Genomic DNA, 17,058 nt, shown 5'->3' with positions numbered 1-17,058 from the left:
CAACTCGACCAGGAAGCGATCATACAGAATTGATCGTCTTAAAAGGATGGGTCGTTGGAATGAAAAAAGTGATGGTTTATGCATATACCCGGTTTAATTTAGGTGACGATTTATTCATAAAAGTTCTATGTGAGCGATACCCGCAAACGACATTCGTTCTTTATGCGCCGAGAAACTACCAAAAAGTATTTCATGAAACGAATAAAAACGTTCACGTGATATCTAGCGATCTTTTTCTTGTAAGAGGAATCAATTTTTTATTTCGACTGTTTGGTATTCATAATTTATGTCGCAAACTGATCGCAAGTACGTGTGATGGGGTTGTATATGTTGGCGGGTCCCTTTTTATGGAGATTAGATATTGGGAAAAAAGCTTCCGAAATACGAAAGAAATGAAATTGAAAGGAAAGCCTTTTTTTCTATTAGGAGCTAATTTTGGCCCTTTTCAGGAAGCGGATTTTTTTGAAAAACATAAAGCATTATTTCAAACATATACAGATATTTGTTTTCGTGACCAATATTCGTACGACCTTTTTAGCGACTTGAAAAATGTGCGCAAAGCATCTGATGTTGTATTCCAACTCCCTGTGAATGAGCGGGGGTGTGGCGCCAGGTGCCTCGTCGGTGATAAGCGATCTGTCAATGAGCAGGGGCGTCAGACTGAGCGGATGGTCGGTGATAAGCGATCCTTCAATGAGCAGGGGCACCAGACTGAGCGCTCAGTTACTGATTTTTCCCAGAGCGCTGTGACTAAGCAAAGAAACCTAGAATTTGCTGCAAACAATGTTGTCATTTCAGTGATCATGCCATCACAAAAACAATTGAAAAATAAGGATACTATTTACTTTGAAAGAATAAAAGAGCTTTCCGTTTATTTTATCGAACGCGATCATACTGTTACATTAATGGGATTTTGCGAAGCGGAGGGAGACCAGGAAGCGATTGTTGCCGTAAAAAACATGATTCCCCCTTCTTATTTAAAATCTATAAACGAACACCTTTATCAAACAAATATGAATGAAACGCTGCAGATTATCACCAACGCGTCATTTGTCATTGCAACCCGCTTCCACGCGATGATACTAGGATGGTTATATGAAAAACCCGTATTTCCGATTGCATACAGCAACAAAATGAAACATGCCATGGATGATGCAGGCTTCACAGGAACTTTTGCAGATTTCAATTCATTGCATACACTCGCTCCAAACACAGTGTTTGAATCGATGAAGGCAAACGCATTTGATATAGCGCATCAAGTGAAAGATGCAGAGAGACACTTCGATAAACTGGACGAATACTTAAAATGATATGGATAAGTTTAGTCGAAAGCGAGCAGGATCATTAGTGATAGCTGCGATTGCGGGGTTACCATCGCAAGTGCGGATTTTATTAGCGGGTTTGGTGGATTTATTAGCGCGTGGGAGACTTTTATCGGCGGACAGGACTTCTTTATCAGCGAATCGGTCGACTCTATCAGCGCATGTGAAGCTTTTATCTGCGCACCTGATGAATGAATCAACGCGACCAAGTCTCTTATCAGCGCACAGGGACGCTTTATCAGCGGCAGATTGATCAATCACACACTTTCAACAGAGGAATCCAATAAAAAGGACAATATACAATGGAGAATAAACAAAAACTTATGCGGGATACATTCATATACGGAGTTGCTAATTTTGGATCTGCTGCATTAGGTTTTTTGATGATTCCACTTTACACGTTTTATTTTAGTCCGTCCGAATATGGGCTGTGGGACTTGGTTGTGACGACATCGACTTTGTTAATGCCTTTTATTACGTTTGAACTGATTAATGCAACATACCGCTGGGTACTCGAGGAAAAAGATGAAACGGTGCGGGCGACGCTCATAACTACAGGCGCCATTGCAGTAATTCGAAACATGCTTATTTTTACTGGTATTGCTGCCATCATCTTTTTTATCATTTCCATCCCATTTAAATGGGAGGCACTCTTGTATATCAATGTTGCGATTGGGATCAATTTTATCCAACAATGTGCCCGTGGTCTCGGCTTTAATAAATTATTTGCGGTTATGGGCATTTTGCAAACTCTCATCGTTGTCATATTAAATCTTGTTTTTATTCTTCTGTTCCAACTTCGAATAGAAGCTTTTTTTTACTCTGCTATTATTGCTGGCGTTTCCATGATTATATTAGGCTGGAAAGTCATGGGCTTTGGAAAATACATCCGTGTTCGTTCTTATTCAAAAAAGATACTCCATTCGTTTCTCGTTTATGCTATTCCAATTATCCCAGGTGCCGCGAGCTGGTGGATTATGACGATGTCGGACCGGTATATGATAACGCTATTTCTCGGTGTTGACTTCAACGGTATTTATGCGATCGCCAATAAAATTCCGGCGCTTTTATTAATGATCAATACCGTTTTTTTCCTAGCATGGAAAGATAGTGCCATCTTATCGTTCAAATCAGAAGAAAAAAACAGCTATTACTCCACTGTGTTTTTTCACTTTTTTAGATTAATGACGACGTCGGTTATCATGCTTACATTGCTCACGAAGCCCATCTTGGCATTGGTCATATCAGATGCATTTTATGAAGCTTGGAAGTATATCGGCATTCTGCTTGTTGGTGCTCTTTTCCACACCTTTTCCCTATTTTGGTCCGCTGGTTATCATGGCGCGAAAAAAACGAATATCATTTTAATTACGTCTGTAGCGGGGGCGGTCATTAATGTCGTATTTAATCTCGTTTTCATACACTTTATCGGCCTTTATGCTGTAGCTTTATCCACCGTGTTTGCTTTCTTGACTACATGGATTATCCGCGTCATGTCGGCAAAAAAATATTTCGATGTTTCCATGAACATAAAAGAAGTAGCTTTCCTATTTGCTTTGATCCCCGTCGCGATTATTGTTCCTTTTATATCGAATGGAGTTGGTATTGTATTCAGCATCGTCATCGGGATGGCACTCTTTTTTATATATAATTGGAAAATTGTGCGTTACTTGGTGGGAATAGTTACCGCTAAAAGAAGAGCCAACTAAGATACGAGTTTGTGCGGATTTTTTGTAATAAGCTGAACAAAACCTCGAAAATCTTTTGATAGGGGCGCTCGGAATCAGCAGATGGAAGATCAGTATCAGCGCTTATGCACAATTTATCAGCGCGGCGGACTCGAGTATCAGCGCGGTAGACTCGAATATCAGCGCTTATACACTATTTATCAGCGCGGCACTCTGTTTATCAGCGAAACAGACCTTAGTTTCAGCGCACCGGAAACGCAACAACTTGTCAGCACAACTTTTCACCGAATACCGAGCTATCTCACATTAGCTAGTCGAATCTATATCTCCTTTCGATGGAGCAAGTATTTTCTTGATTTGTACTCTCCAATGGCGGGATAACCAGATTTTTGCAATAGTCTCTTAACAATATGGGTGGAGTGTATATTTAGAAATTGTCTTGCTTCTCGATTTGTAATCATGGGAGAAATTAATAAAGAGTAATCATTCAGTGCATTCAAATGGGAGTCCGACGAACGATAGCCACACTTAAAGCAATTCCATTTTCCGTTTTTCCATTCCATTGCTAAGTATTCACAGTTGGAACATATCACACCACGGAGCAGCTCTTCTTTTCTAACCTCAAATTTTTTCAAAACATTTTCTTGTTTCGGGGTATTGGTCTTTTTTAGTTTATTGGATAGATGTTTTATTTGATTCGGTGTATAAATGGACTTTACATGTTTTTTTCGAATTTCTTCCATTTTCGAAAGCAATTTTTCCTTATGCATAACGGTATTCGCGATCATTTTACTATTCGTAGGGTTTTTTAGAATGGTGTTTGTATTACTGTAGACAACAATGCCTTCGACGGGGATGTTGGGGAATTCATTTTTGCGCAGCCAGTTTATTAGCCTCATTTTTTGAATGTTCACTTGTTCTATAGGATTGTGAAAGCCTTCTTCCAGATGCTCCGTTGTGCGTATTGCTTGTCCCATTCCATCAAACGTGATCGTCCCATAAATATTTTTAACTTCTATAATTAGAGCAAAACTTGCTGATAGGATAAGTATGTCTAATTGAAATAATCCTGCATCGTCAGGAATTCGAAGATCATGTAAAATGTGGAATTCAGCGCTGGGGAGCAATTGCAGATAATAGACGAGGGCGGTTTCTCCATTGAAGCCTGTGCGTAAATTCGTGGAACGGTTTTGAACACTTTTCTTATTTTTATGTTCCGGTGGCAGCCGACGATTTAATGCTTCCAATTGCAAAAGGTACTGTGGTATCACATGGGGTTTGACGATCAATCATTTAACATCCCTTCTAAAATTTTATTGCATTAAGTCATAATTCGCTAAAATATGTAGATCTCCTTCTATTTAATGCGACTATTTAGCGAGAGCTCGAAAATGGCTCATTGACCTTTATCAGCGGAGATGTTGATTTTATCGGCGCATTTATTAATTTTATTAGCGATCTACGCTTCAGTATAGGCGCGGAATCGTCATTAATCGATGCATTTGTGTCGAATATCAGCGCCAACCGGTATCTGGGGGAGAGATGTCCGCAACCTACGCATCGTCTCCACGCTTAAAAAATATGTTATCCTTAAGTTAACCAAAAAGCAGGGAGTGGGTTGTTTATGGTTTTAAATTTTGCTCATCGTGGTTCATTAACGGAGGCGCCGGAAAATACAGTGCCCGCATTTCAGAAAGCTTTATCACATGGGGAAAAAGCTATTGAATTGGATGTACAATTAACGAAAGATGATCACTTGGTCGTTTGTCATGACCATAAGTTGACGCGATTTAACAAAAATGCAAAAGAACTTATTAAAAATTATACTCTCGAAGAAATAAAGCAAATAGATGTTGGGGCTTCCTTTTCAGATGAATACGCGGGAACCACGATTCCCACGCTGGAAGAGGTGCTTGCGATTTGCCCTCCTGAACTCCTCATCAATATCGAAATTAAAAATATCCCAGTAATTTATCCCGGGATTGAAAGCAAACTGATTAATTGTCTTCGTATTCATGATCGAATGAGTAATGTGCTAATTTCTTCTTTCGATCATTTCTCGCTGCAAAAAGTCCAAACAATTGCACCTGAACTGGATTTAGGCATGCTGTTTTACTACCGCATTTTAAGAATGTGGGATTATGCAAAAAATAGTGGATTAAATATCCGAAGTATTCATCCTAATAATGTTTATACGGATCAGGAACTCGTTGAAGAATGTAAAGCACTTGACTATGAAGTTTATCCATATACGGTTAACTCTATAAAGAGATATGATGAATTGCTGAATTTTGGTGTTGATGGTGTATTTTCCAACAATCCGGAAATTTTCGGTTCAATTGAATGATGCCGGGCAGTAGTATTAACACTGCCTGACCTCTTCTCTCGAAGAACTACCAGCTGGCTGCTTGCTTATTCCGACTAGTCTCAACGCCCTCCTGTTCAAAAATATGGTCTACTATTCGTGCAGAAGCATTGCCATCTCGGTGGTCGAAAAAACGCTTCGCAAAAGATTGAACTTGATCAGGATCAAAGTTTTCCGCAGCAATTTCCTCCACTAATTCGGCAGTGTCTGAAACAACAGGGCCGGGAACGATTGCTTCATAATCGAAGTAAAAATCACGTGCTTTTTTATATTCTGCTAAATCATATGCATAAAAAATCATGCGCCGCCTTAGTAGACTGAAATCAATAAAGGTGCTGGAATAGTCGGTGATGAGCGTTTCAGTTAACACTAGCAACTCCATAATCGAATACGGCCCTTCGCTCATATAAACAAAATCATCCACACCTTCCGGGATAATAAAACCTTTTTTCATGTAGGGATGGACGTGAATAATTAATGCGTATTTTTCGTGTAAAAGTTCACGCATATGCACCAAGTCGAGCGGACATTCGAAAGCGTCATTTTGATTATGGCTTTTCCCACGAAAAGTAGGCGCATATAGAATTAGCTTCTTGCCGACTAATTCCGGGTATGCTTCATAAAACTCCTTCAGCAACTTCCGATGGGATATCGTATCAAAAAAGTAATCCGTACGTGGTACACCGAGCGGATAGATTTGATCTTTTGGCATGCCAAAGGCTTCAGCAAAATTTGGTACGACGGAATCTGCGCTGACATATGCTTTTGAATAGTTTCCATGGATATCTACGTGCTGCAAATACTTTTCACTTGGGCCATACGGCTTGCCTACTGTACTTAAACCGAATTTTTTTAATGCGCCGGAACTATGCCATAATTGGATAATCTCGATGCCATCTCTAATACGTAATACATAAATGGGAAAATAAAAGTCATCAATAATAAAATAGCGTGAGGTTGCTAGATGATAACATGATCGCACCATATGAAAAGTGTATGTTATTTTTCCAATTAAGCTATTATTTAATTTCCGGAACAAAAACACATGGTGGGTGGAAGGCTTTGCTTTCTTGATCTCCTGGTGAATGTAATATAAATTATCTTCTAAGCGCTCCGATCGATATGAAGCGTATGTCACTTTGTTCGGATCAATTGGAAACAACGCACAAAATAATTTATAAAAAGTACGCAAGAAATATTTAATCAATATAGTAGGTATTAACTTGAGCCATTTCAATTCGCATCGCCCCTGCCTCTTGCACATTCATTTTGTTTTTAAAAGCCGTTCTTGAATTACTATTTACTTTTTATGTACTACATTCAGCAAATGTTTATAAATAAATGCTGCTTGTTTTCCCAAAACTTCTCCTTGATTTTCTTCTGCATAAAATAGATCCAGCACCTTTTTTCGCTCTTTTTTATACAAATCCGGTTCTTCGATTGATCTTTTTAGTCCTGGCATTAAATCGACAAATTCGTTTATTTTTGGTCCAGGAGTTACATCAAAATAATTAAAATACATTTCATTTGACTTGGTCAGATATAGCGATAAATCGTAACAATAAAATAACACCGGACGATCCAATAACAAATAGTCCGTATAGCAACTCGAATAATCCGTAACGAGTATATCCGTATATTTCAATAAAAGCTGTGGATCATGCGGTTCTTCACTAATATCAACGATTCTTTCATAGGAAGTTGGCACTTGCCCGCTACTGTACATATGCCTTTTAACGAGAAATATATATCCCATTTCACGACAAAAGTCATTCAGTTGTTCAAAGTCAAATGCCAAATTAATATCTGTTTCTAATTTGCCAAATCCTCGGTGAGTAGGCATGTACAAAATTACTTTATCGTTCCGGATCCACTCAGGAATTAAAAAATCTTCCTCACTCTCTTTAAAAAATACATCATTTCGCACTTGCCCAAGTTCGAGAACTTTTTTTTCCGGAACGATAAACGTTTCGGGATAATAAGAAGAAACTGCTTCACTTGTAGACACAACATAATTTTCTTTTGCCTGGTTCGTTTTTACGACTAACTTGCCAAAATAGCGCTTGATGCTATTTGGTTCATGTAACACCTTATAGGAAAATGTATGTTTATTAGCCCCCCATACCTTCTTTAACCCTACACCGTGCCACGTATTGTACGAAATTGCACCGCCCAAAAATGATTTACTAAAGTCATCATTAATGGAGTGGGAATGAATCACTAGTTTTGCTCGAAGCTGCTGGTAAACCCCCTTTACAGAATGGTGTTTATACGCTTCATAACCTTTCCTTCTTAGTTGGGTAATGACACGGTTGTTTTTTGAAATCCAAACACACTGCAAGTTAGGGTCCCGCGCCAGTTTCAAAAATAAATATTTTGTGTTCCCGCGAAATCCTTGGCCATTTTCCCCTCCAAAAACAATAAGTTTTTTAGATTTCGGTACAAACTTGGATAAAAAGTGAATCGAAATAACAACTGCACGCTTTCCTAGTAATCTGCTTTTCTTTAATAACGGTCTGTTTACCGATAGCAAAATAAGCAGCAATAAAGCAATTTGAATCCAGTCTATTTTCGTCATAAATGATCGCCTCAACTATGTTATAATTTTCAATGGTTGTTGTATCGCTGTATGGACAATTGACTTGCGCAGTTGACACAACCTTATAATGTATGTCCGCCTTAATTGTTTTTTCACTTGATGTTTCGCCAAAACGATCTCTCATTAAGGGCCGTTAACAGCCATGTGGATTAAATAATCGAAGAAGCCAATATTTTTACATCGTTTGTTTCGTAACCTGTTTTTTTGCTATTTTCTCCACTTGTTTCCGAACGACAATGTTTTGACCATCCAAGCAAATACCATCGTCGGACAATAAGTTTTTCACTACTTGCCCTACATGTTCCGGCTGCATAATCGTGTCAGGATCTTCATCCGGTGCCAATATTTTTCTAAGCTCTGTTGCACATCTACCCGGAGAGATACAGTAAACGGAAATACCGTAATCCGCAAGTTCCTCGGACAATGTCTCGGACATACTGATCACTGCTGCTTTTGATGATGCATAAGCCAACCACCCCGGACGAGCAGAACTTCCTGCGGTTGATGCAACATTTAATATTTTTCCGCCAGTCTTTTTCATATATCGAACTACTTCTTTCGTTATATTAAAAATGGAATGGACGTTAACCTTGTAAGACTTTTCCCAGTCATGAACCGATGTTTCCAACAGCGATTTTGGATTAGCATAACCGGCAACATTAATGAGAAGATCGATTGTCCCAAATTCATTGCCAATCGTCTGCACCAATTCACCCACATCATCAAACGCTGTTAAATCAGCCACTTCATATTGAATGTTTTTATCCCCATTCATTAGCTGACAAGTTTCAATCAACCCTTCCTCCGTGCGTGAAATCAGCACAAAGTTTGTAATATCTTCACACGAACTTAACGAAACTGCAATCGCCCTGCCTATTCCCCGACTCGCACCAGTAATAATACACGTTCTGGACACTAGGATCTCTCCTTCACGATCGATTCTTTATAAATCGCTTCCGCTATCTTGCGGTCGATCGGTTTTGTTATTTTAATATTATATTCACTGCCTTTTAAAACAGTAATTTCCGTTTTGTAATAATGAAAATACAAGCTTGCATCTTCCGTAAAACTCAATTCTTCATCACGAGCACATGCATGCGCATATAAAAGTTTCTTCCGGTTATACTTATGCGGCAGCTGCACGTTTATTAAGCGATCCCGTTTTAAATTCCCCTCCACGACATTTTTCCCCTGCAGAACAGTAAACGGAATATCAGAACCAAAGATAGCGCTTTCATTAGTGCAATAAATTAATTCTTTGAGTTCCTCTACTGAAACGAACGGCCGCACAGCTTCATGAATAATAACTTGTTCATGAACTGCCTTACCCAATCCTTTATAAACCGACTCTTGTCTTGACTCTCCCCCTTCAATGCAAATGATTGGTGTAGAAAACCCATAATTTTGTATAATGCTTTCCGTCTGCACAATAAATTTGTCCGGACATAGAATAATTACTTCTTTTATTTCCTGAATGGTATCCAGCTTTTCCAATACGTGAATAAAAATTGGCTTTCCAGCAAGCAATAAAAACTGTTTCGGTATATCAAGCTGCATTCTTTTGCCAACACCGCCGGATAGTAAGATAAAACTGTAGTCCTGCATTTATGGCCTCCTGGTTTAAAATTAAATAGATATTTATAGTATACTTGAATGGTAATGGATAAAATGTCGAATGTTAGGAATATTGAGGTAATTTCGCTCGACAGTATTCGAGGGCAAGGAGAAAGGGATAAAAAAGAGAAGACTCAATAAATTGCATTGAATCTTCCCATTCTAAAGATATTTTTGATATTTTAACTCATTTAACCTGTTTATGATATTCGTTAGTGTAGTGTTTATTTATAAGCTCACTTTGTTTTTCCATAGCTTCAAGCCTATACGCTTCCCTATCTTTATTATTCATCTTTTTCCATTGATTTAAAAACTCTTCATACTTAGGTATTACCTCTTCAACTGTCCCAAACTCTTTCACCATACCAAATTCAAGCCATAGAATTTTTTCGCAAAAGTCTTTCATTTGACCAATCGAATGGCTAACAAAAACCATTGTTTTTCCTTGGCTTTTAAATTCCTTCATCTTCGCTAAACTTTTTTCAGAGAAAGCTTTATCGCCTACAGACAAAGCTTCATCAATAATAACAATATCGGGATCAACATTTACAGAGATAGCAAAACCTAAACGGGACTTCATACCGCTAGAATAAGATTTTACTGGTTGATCGATAAATTTTCCTAACTCCGAGAACTCTATAATCGCGGGTTCCATTTTTTTAATTTCTTCTTTATTAAATCCAAGCATTAAGCATTTAAGTTCGATGTTATCTCTACCAGTTAAATCATTTTTGAGTCCTGCCGAAACTGCAATTAATGAAGCCTGTCCATTCACTTCAACCGATCCAAATGTTTCTGGTACTATCCCAGCAACAATATTGGATAATGTTGACTTTCCTGAACCATTAATTCCAATAAAACCTATCGCGTCACCTTTATAAGCTTCAAAATTCACACCTGCAAGTGCATAAAAGTCTTCTCCGTATTTTTTTGGAGTAATTAAATCCAAAATACGTTCTTTTGAGCTATTATACAGTTTATATTTTTTTGTAATATTTTCTACGATGATCGCCTTTTTCATCTTCTCACAAACCCTTTATAAGTAATCAATAAAATGCCTTCTGAATTTAACATGTAGACTGGCGCCAAAAAGGAATAAGACAGCAATTAATCCCCAAAAATATAGTGTGTATTCCCAATGGGTAAATAAATACCAGTCCACGCCAAATAATGCAGCACGGTAGCCTTCGATTATATAATAGAGTGGATTAAGTTTTAAAATTGATATAATCAAATCATTTTCAATAATTTTAGATATCGGCCACAATATGGGAGATAAATAAAGTAACATACGTAGTGTTGCATTTAAAAACATATGAACATCTCTTACGATTGTTGATAAAGTAGATGTTATTAAGGATATTGCAAATAAAAAACAAAATGTGGCAAAAATGAAATATATAAACTGTAAATAATAAACCGTTATATAGTGTCCTGTAAGGTGAAAAATAATAATAGTCATACCCAACATAATTAAATGAATATAAAATTGGGAAAAAATTGTAAAATTAGGGATCACACTCATTGGAAAATTCATTTTAGATAACATTTGCAACCTGCTATAAACAGATTTAGAACCTTGTATAGTCGATTGATAAAAGAAAGTCCATAAAATAAAACCACTCATCAGCCAGAGTATAAAAGGAGCTTCTATCCCGTCAGCCAACTCTACATCTGCTCGTTGCCTAATACTCCCAAACACGAACCAATAAATAAGAATTTGAATGGATGGATTAATGACTTCCCATGCCATCCCTAAGTAATTATTACGGTTTTCACTTTTTAGTTCGTATAATGAAAGTCTGCGTATTAAATAAAAATGTTTTATTTGTTCTTTAAGAACAGTAATTGCCGATTTCATAGGTATATCCTTTCAAAGGTGATATCAACTTTTGTGTCGTTCCACATTCCCTTATTATATATAAAAATTACTTGTGAGTATAGTTTTAATCGGTTTAATTTGAAAAAGATTTATTAAAGTAATTTAATCCAGCATTAAAATAGGAGCTGCTTTTGCAACTCCCTCTATTTATTCAAACACTTTTTTAATAACCCTAGAAGTTGCATGCCCCTCTTCTACACTTCCAAACTCGTTCAAAAAATCGTTATAATCTTGTTCGAATTCCATAAACTTATCAGGGTACTCAATGTAGTCAACCACTTCTTCTATTGCTCTACACACTGGTCCTGGTGCTTTTTTAGCAAGTTCAAAGTACAAACCCCTTTTATACTTATACTCTTCAAGGTCATAACAATAGAATATAATTGGCCTTTTTAATAAGGCGTAGTCAAACATAGCAGAAGAATAATCTGTAATTAATATATTTGATATCAGATATAACTCTTGAATGTCTTCATAAGATGAAGCATTTATAATATTTTCGGGTAGATTAAACTGGTCTAGCTTATCTGATAATAAATAATGTAACCGTAAAATAACAACCGTGTTTTCAGAAACATTCTCACTCAGGAAGTTAACGTCTCTTAATACATTTTGAAAAGAATTTCTGTCCCATTCACGAAATGTGGGTGAATATAGAACAACCTTTTGACTTTCTCTAAGATCAAAGTAATTTCTAACCTTTGTACCTGTTTCTTTAGGATTATTTATTAATACATCATTCCTAGGATAACCAGTTTCTATAATATTTCCAGTATATCGGAAAGCTCGTCTAAAAATGTTAGTGCTGTACTGATTAGTAGTGATGAAATAATCCCAAGAATTTGTATGTCTTTTTAATCTAGATACTTCTTTTTTTGTCAGTTGTTTTTTCTGGTCGTATCCCATCATTTTTAATGGTGTCCCATGCCATGTTTGCAAATATATTTGCTGTTTCTTCTTTTTCGCTAAGTTAGCTAAACCTTGATTATCAATCCAGTACTTTGATCTATTCAAGTAATAATAATACTTGAGACTATCTTTCTTCACTTTTTTGGCTGGTCCAGGGATCTCTATATTTTCCGGATTTTGAAACCCCCATATATATTTGAGTTTTTTTCCCGTTTTAAACATCTCTTCATATATATATTTTGGGTTATCACTATACTGTTTACCCATATGGCTTTCAAAAAACACCCACTTTGAACGAAGAGGAAGTTTATTAACTAGCTTTTTCAAATTTTGATTAAATGTTTCATTAAATTTCTCTGTAACTTCATTGTTCCGTAGCTTCCACTTAATTTTTTGTATTTTACTGTGTGACGTAACTTTGATAGCAAATGAATTTTTATGGTTTATAAAAATACTTTTAGAAATAGAACTATCGTTGGTCTTTATATTTGGTAAGTAGTCTATTTGAGAATTCTTAATTAACTTCTTAAACAGGTTTCCTTGATGAGTTAAAAATAAAGACAAATAATAATTTCCCGGTGATACTTCTTTTAAGTTAAAACTAAAGTGATCTTTATCTACTTTTTGTGAATGGATAACTTCTCCTGTTTGTCTATTCCTAAGTCTCCAAAAATAAGTTATTTCATTAATTGAAATTGATGGTACTTCTACTTTACTTCGAAAAGAAAAAGTGTTACTTTCCAATGAAATATGATTAATTGTATAGGAAATTTCAGGTTCTCCAATTTTTAAAAACTTCTTATTAACACCCTCTGTTTTTGAGGTTTTAAAAAAATACTCATTTCCTATATTGTAAATTCTATTCGACTTTGTTGGTAACCCATTAATATAGGCAACATAATCTTCAAATGCATCTCTATCACCTATATACAAAAGATAATTCATTATCCGTTCTTTTTCAGGAAATCTTATAAATGCATATTCATCCATAACCTCATGTAAGTATTCATATATAAGCTCATGAAATTTTAAGCGATACTCTTCGTCAAAAAGCAAATAATCGTTAGTATATAGTTTTAAATCATGTTTTAAAAACCTATTATTTTTATGTTCTTGGTAATTGACTGCCCCTATATCTTTAAGAAATTCATCATAATATCTATGAGAAGTAATTCTATTTCTAAAATTTTCAAACTCATAACGCCTATTGGAAATTGATTTAACATCTGCATCTTCAACAACCCGCCAATAATAAATTGGTTCGGGTATTACACTTACAGAATCGGCTAAAAAGTATGCCTTCCCGGTAAATACAACGTCTTCATAGTGAATGCCTTCAGGAAATCGTAACTTATGTTTATCTAAAAAAGACCTTTTATAAATTTTATTTACTGATAAACTATCAAAAAGTAACGGTTTAAATTCACGAATATTAATATTTATTCTTTCTTTAGAGTATATAAGCCCATGATACCAAATGTTATAATTATTTGTTCTAATGGCTTGCCCTGCAACAAAATCAGAATCCGTTTTTTCAATCGCAGCAACCATCTTTCCACAAGCATCTATTGTATACCAGTCATCGCCATCTAAAAACATAATATATTCACCGGTAGAATTAGCAATTCCTGTATTTCTTGGTTTACTGCAACCACCACTGTTTTCTTTATGATGAACAACCTTAAAGTTAGGTTTATCCTTAATAAAGTCTTCAATTAATTGTCCCGTATTATCTGTCGATAAATCGTTAACAACAACAACCTCCATTTCACTGAAGGTTTGTTGATCTAGAGACTCAAGCGCCTCCTCAATATATAGTTCATTGTTATAAGCGATAACAATTACAGATAATTTTGGTGAATTTTGTGTTTCGCTATTTATCATTTTTTAATTCTCTCCTAGTACGTTAAATAGATCATACCACTGTTGTTTAATTGTACCCTTATCAAATTTCACACTATTTTCGTATGCATTTTGACTAAATGAAGTGAATAAATTTTGATTTTGTGCAAGCCTGCGCATATGCCTTGATAATACTGGTATATCGTCAACTGGTGCTATTAAACCATCTTTATATTCTTCAATAATTTCCCTTATACCCGGTGCACAGTCTGTTGAAATACATGGTAGGCCACAAGATTTTGCTTCAATAAGTGACATCGGTAACCCCTCTGCTCTGGAGGATAACACAAAGAAACTTGCCGACCTTAATACATTTTCAATATTATTTGATTGACCCTTTAATTGTATTCGATCTTGCATCCCTAATGCATTAATTAAAGTTTGTAGGGTCTTTTTTTCTGGTCCTTCACCATATATATATAATTCCCAACCTGGAATATTTGATGCAATTCTTGCAAAAGATTCAATTAGCACGTCAAACCCTTTATCTTCAATTAAACGACCCGTTGAAACAATCTTTTTATTAGAATATAGACTTAAAGCATCTGTATGAATTCGAAATGAAGACGGATTGTGCACTACCCCTGTGTTAGTGAAGCCTAATTCTTTAAAATATTCGGCATCATTCTTTGTAAGCAATAAAAACTTTGTTACTTGTCGATAGTATTTCAAAATCCTTTTATAACGATGAGTCCCTTTAGATGCAGATACACTTTCATGGCTCTGTCCTATTATTTTAATGTTTTGTTTATATAATAGGGGTTCAATCCATTGCATCCCCCATACTTGAATTACTATTACAAATACTTCTTCATTACCTAGCTTTTTTTTAAATAAATTAATAACTTCTTGTCTCTTCTTTTTTAATTGAGATCGCCTTTTCCATTCGACAAATACCTTTTTCATTTTACCTTTTTTAAAATTGGGCATGATCGCAGTTTCTCCCGGCGCTCTATACCCATCAGAATGCAACACATGTACTTTTACATTTTCGGAAAAATAAGACCCTTTTTGCTTATTCTCATTTATACTTAAAATGAATACATTATGATTATCCCGAATAAATTCATTAGCTAAAGTTGCCGTTACCCGCTGAGCCCCTCCGTAATCGTTATATTCATTTAAGACAAAAACAATATTTCGGTTCTTCATAACTATACTCCTTATATCTATATTAACATCCAAACAAATTAATTAAATATTTTAATTGATGAATTGATACGGTCTAAATGATTTCGTTAAAAAACATTCTATAAATTTCAGTTATACCCATTAGGATTATTTTTTTGCCAATTCCAAGCATCTTTACACATTTCAATAATACCCTTTTCTGCATTCCAATTAAGTTGGTCTTTTGCTTTAGTAACATCTGCATAGCTAATAGGAATATCACCAGGCCTTCTGTCTACAATTTCATATGGTACATTTACTCCGTTTACCAATTGAAAAGTCTTAACCACTTCTAAAACACTATAGCCTTTGCCTGTTCCCAAATTATATGTCTTAATTCCTGGTTCGCAATTATGCTTTAATGCTTGAACATGCCCTTTTGCTAAATCAATAACGTGGATATAATCTCTAACACCTGTTCCATCTTTTGTATTATAATCAGATCCGAAGACCTTTAAATTCTTCTGTTTCCCAACAGCAACACTTGTAATAAATGGCATTAAATTATTAGGTGTTCCATTAGGACTTTCACCAATTAGACCACTTTCATGAGCACCCACAGGATTGAAGTAACGTAGTAATGTTATTTTCCAATTCGAATCAGATTGATATAAGTCACTTAGCATTTCCTCAATAAACAATTTAGTCCTTCCATAAGGATTATTGGGTCCTAAATTTCCATCTTCATTTATAGGCATTTTGTTTTGTGCACTGTAAACAGTTGCTGAAGAACTAAAAATAAAGTTTTTGACATCAAATGCAGTCATTACCTCACACAAATTAACAGTTGATGCAATATTAGTATAATAATACTTTAAGGGATTATTTACGGATTCCCCCACAGCTTTTAATCCTGCAAAGTGTATAACACTACTAAAGCTAAATTTTTCAAACACATCATATATATTTTCTTTATTCAGCAAATCAGTGTTAATTAATATCGGTCTCTTATCAGTGATTTTTTCTATTCGATCTATAACTTTCATACTACTATTTGAAAAATTATCTATAATAACTACGTCATAATCTGCTTTTAACAGTTCAATTACAGTGTGAGAACCTATGTATCCAGTTCCTCCGGTAACTAAAATTTCACCTGACATTTTTCACATCTCCTGAAATACGATTTCTATTGCTGTAATTGCCCAATATTTATTGCACTCATTACTATAATAATCTTAACCCATATATCCCATATATATATTATTATTTTAGACATTTAAATACAAGCTTAGACAAAGTTAACTAATTTCCTTTTTAAAAAACTAATACCTTTACTCATACACCAAACAGTCTAGTCGACTCAAAAGCTCAATACCATAATTGAAAGCATAACCAGCCTAATTACCCAGTTTTTTACGCATTCATGTTTTAAACTCAAAACATGAAATGCATAATAAGTGAACTAAAAAACAAAAAGAAAAAAACATTTATAATATATCATTAGCAAATTGATAAATGCGTATATTTTACAATAATGGAGAGTGTAAAATAGTTTGTGTAAATAGAAATGACGATTAAACGATCTTCATTTAAAAAAGGAAGCCCCTTTCTGTAGAATAGAGTTAGCGACAACATTCACAGAAAAGAGGTCTTCCCTATGAACC

The 17,058-nt window shown here is 35.4% G+C and carries 13 protein-coding genes; 3 read left to right on the top strand and 10 right to left on the bottom strand.

Annotation, left to right across the window (positions count from 1 at the left end):
• The first annotated feature begins 59 nt into the window (after positions 1-59).
• Both ACLIBG_RS11895 and ACLIBG_RS11890 read left to right on the top strand, forming a co-directional pair.
• Complete coding sequence (locus ACLIBG_RS11895; protein WP_439312981.1) at positions 60-1,310, top strand: polysaccharide pyruvyl transferase family protein; 1,251 nt, start codon at positions 60-62, stop codon at positions 1,308-1,310.
• Between the two features lie 314 nt (positions 1,311-1,624).
• Positions 1,625-3,031 (top strand): lipopolysaccharide biosynthesis protein, encoded by a 1,407-nt coding sequence (locus ACLIBG_RS11890; RefSeq protein ID WP_439312980.1) that lies wholly within the window; start codon positions 1,625-1,627, stop codon positions 3,029-3,031.
• A gap of 299 nt (positions 3,032-3,330) precedes the next feature.
• On the opposite strand, the gene ACLIBG_RS11885 is transcribed toward ACLIBG_RS11890, so the two are convergent.
• Positions 3,331-4,299, bottom strand: coding sequence for a nuclease-related domain-containing protein (locus ACLIBG_RS11885; protein ID WP_439312979.1), 969 nt, complete (start codon positions 4,297-4,299; stop codon positions 3,331-3,333).
• 335 nt (positions 4,300-4,634) lie between these two features.
• Between ACLIBG_RS11885 and ACLIBG_RS11880 the strand changes: the two genes are divergently transcribed.
• Positions 4,635-5,357 (top strand): glycerophosphodiester phosphodiesterase, encoded by a 723-nt coding sequence (locus ACLIBG_RS11880; RefSeq protein WP_439312978.1) that lies wholly within the window; start codon positions 4,635-4,637, stop codon positions 5,355-5,357.
• Between the two features lie 46 nt (positions 5,358-5,403).
• On the opposite strand, the gene ACLIBG_RS11875 is transcribed toward ACLIBG_RS11880, so the two are convergent.
• From ACLIBG_RS11875 to galE, 9 genes are all read right to left on the bottom strand, one after another.
• Positions 5,404-6,612, bottom strand: coding sequence for a CDP-glycerol glycerophosphotransferase family protein (locus ACLIBG_RS11875; RefSeq protein WP_439312977.1), 1,209 nt, complete (start codon positions 6,610-6,612; stop codon positions 5,404-5,406).
• A 63-nt stretch (positions 6,613-6,675) separates the two neighbouring features.
• Positions 6,676-7,953, bottom strand: a complete 1,278-nt coding sequence (locus ACLIBG_RS11870) for a CDP-glycerol glycerophosphotransferase family protein (protein WP_439312976.1) — start codon at positions 7,951-7,953, stop codon at positions 6,676-6,678.
• A 196-nt stretch (positions 7,954-8,149) separates the two neighbouring features.
• Complete coding sequence (locus tag ACLIBG_RS11865) at positions 8,150-8,890, bottom strand: SDR family oxidoreductase (protein ID WP_439312975.1); 741 nt, start codon at positions 8,888-8,890, stop codon at positions 8,150-8,152.
• Positions 8,890-9,579 carry an IspD/TarI family cytidylyltransferase gene (locus ACLIBG_RS11860; protein ID WP_439312974.1) on the bottom strand — a complete coding sequence of 230 codons (690 nt, stop codon included), beginning with the start codon at positions 9,577-9,579 and terminating at the stop codon, positions 8,890-8,892. The genes ACLIBG_RS11865 and ACLIBG_RS11860 overlap by 1 nt, the downstream gene beginning before the upstream one ends.
• 196 nt (positions 9,580-9,775) lie before the next feature.
• Entirely contained in the window at positions 9,776-10,609 is an 834-nt protein-coding gene (tagH, locus tag ACLIBG_RS11855; RefSeq protein WP_439312973.1) for a teichoic acids export ABC transporter ATP-binding subunit TagH, read from the bottom strand.
• A 15-nt stretch (positions 10,610-10,624) separates the two neighbouring features.
• Positions 10,625-11,449, bottom strand: coding sequence for an ABC transporter permease (locus ACLIBG_RS11850; protein WP_439312972.1), 825 nt, complete (start codon positions 11,447-11,449; stop codon positions 10,625-10,627).
• 168 nt (positions 11,450-11,617) lie between these two features.
• Entirely contained in the window at positions 11,618-14,263 is a 2,646-nt protein-coding gene (locus ACLIBG_RS11845; protein ID WP_439312971.1) for a bifunctional glycosyltransferase/CDP-glycerol:glycerophosphate glycerophosphotransferase, read from the bottom strand.
• 3 nt (positions 14,264-14,266) lie between these two features.
• Positions 14,267-15,433 (bottom strand): glycosyltransferase family 4 protein, encoded by a 1,167-nt coding sequence (locus ACLIBG_RS11840; RefSeq protein ID WP_439312970.1) that lies wholly within the window; start codon positions 15,431-15,433, stop codon positions 14,267-14,269.
• Positions 15,434-15,540: 107 nt separating this feature from the next.
• A complete protein-coding gene (galE, locus tag ACLIBG_RS11835) occupies positions 15,541-16,554 on the bottom strand; it encodes a UDP-glucose 4-epimerase GalE (protein WP_439312969.1) in 1,014 nt (337 codons plus the stop codon).
• Between the last annotated feature and the right edge of the window lie 504 nt (positions 16,555-17,058).

The organism is Virgibacillus sp. W0181 (assembly GCF_051846915.1).
Taxonomy (GTDB): domain Bacteria; phylum Bacillota; class Bacilli; order Bacillales; family Amphibacillaceae; genus JBPYCR01.
The sequence above is the reverse complement of the archived record's forward strand: the minus strand, read 5'-3'. Positions and strand labels throughout refer to the sequence as shown.

Bases quoted from the DNA above. Each gene is read 5' to 3' on its own strand.
- ACLIBG_RS11890 (WP_439312980.1), top strand. From the start codon at position 1,625: ATGGAGAATAAACAAAAACTTATGCGGGATACATTCATATACGGAGTT.
- ACLIBG_RS11880 (WP_439312978.1), top strand. From the start codon at position 4,635: ATGGTTTTAAATTTTGCTCATCGTGGTTCATTAACGGAGGCGCCGGAA.
- ACLIBG_RS11845 (WP_439312971.1), bottom strand. From the start codon at position 14,263: ATGATAAATAGCGAAACACAAAATTCACCAAAATTATCTGTAATTGTT.
- ACLIBG_RS11895 (WP_439312981.1), top strand. From the start codon at position 60: ATGAAAAAAGTGATGGTTTATGCATATACCCGGTTTAATTTAGGTGAC.
- ACLIBG_RS11840 (WP_439312970.1), bottom strand. From the start codon at position 15,433: ATGAAGAACCGAAATATTGTTTTTGTCTTAAATGAATATAACGATTAC.
- tagH (WP_439312973.1), bottom strand. From the start codon at position 10,609: ATGAAAAAGGCGATCATCGTAGAAAATATTACAAAAAAATATAAACTG.
- ACLIBG_RS11860 (WP_439312974.1), bottom strand. From the start codon at position 9,579: ATGCAGGACTACAGTTTTATCTTACTATCCGGCGGTGTTGGCAAAAGA.
- galE (WP_439312969.1), bottom strand. From the start codon at position 16,554: ATGTCAGGTGAAATTTTAGTTACCGGAGGAACTGGATACATAGGTTCT.
- ACLIBG_RS11870 (WP_439312976.1), bottom strand. From the start codon at position 7,953: ATGACGAAAATAGACTGGATTCAAATTGCTTTATTGCTGCTTATTTTG.
- ACLIBG_RS11850 (WP_439312972.1), bottom strand. From the start codon at position 11,449: ATGAAATCGGCAATTACTGTTCTTAAAGAACAAATAAAACATTTTTAT.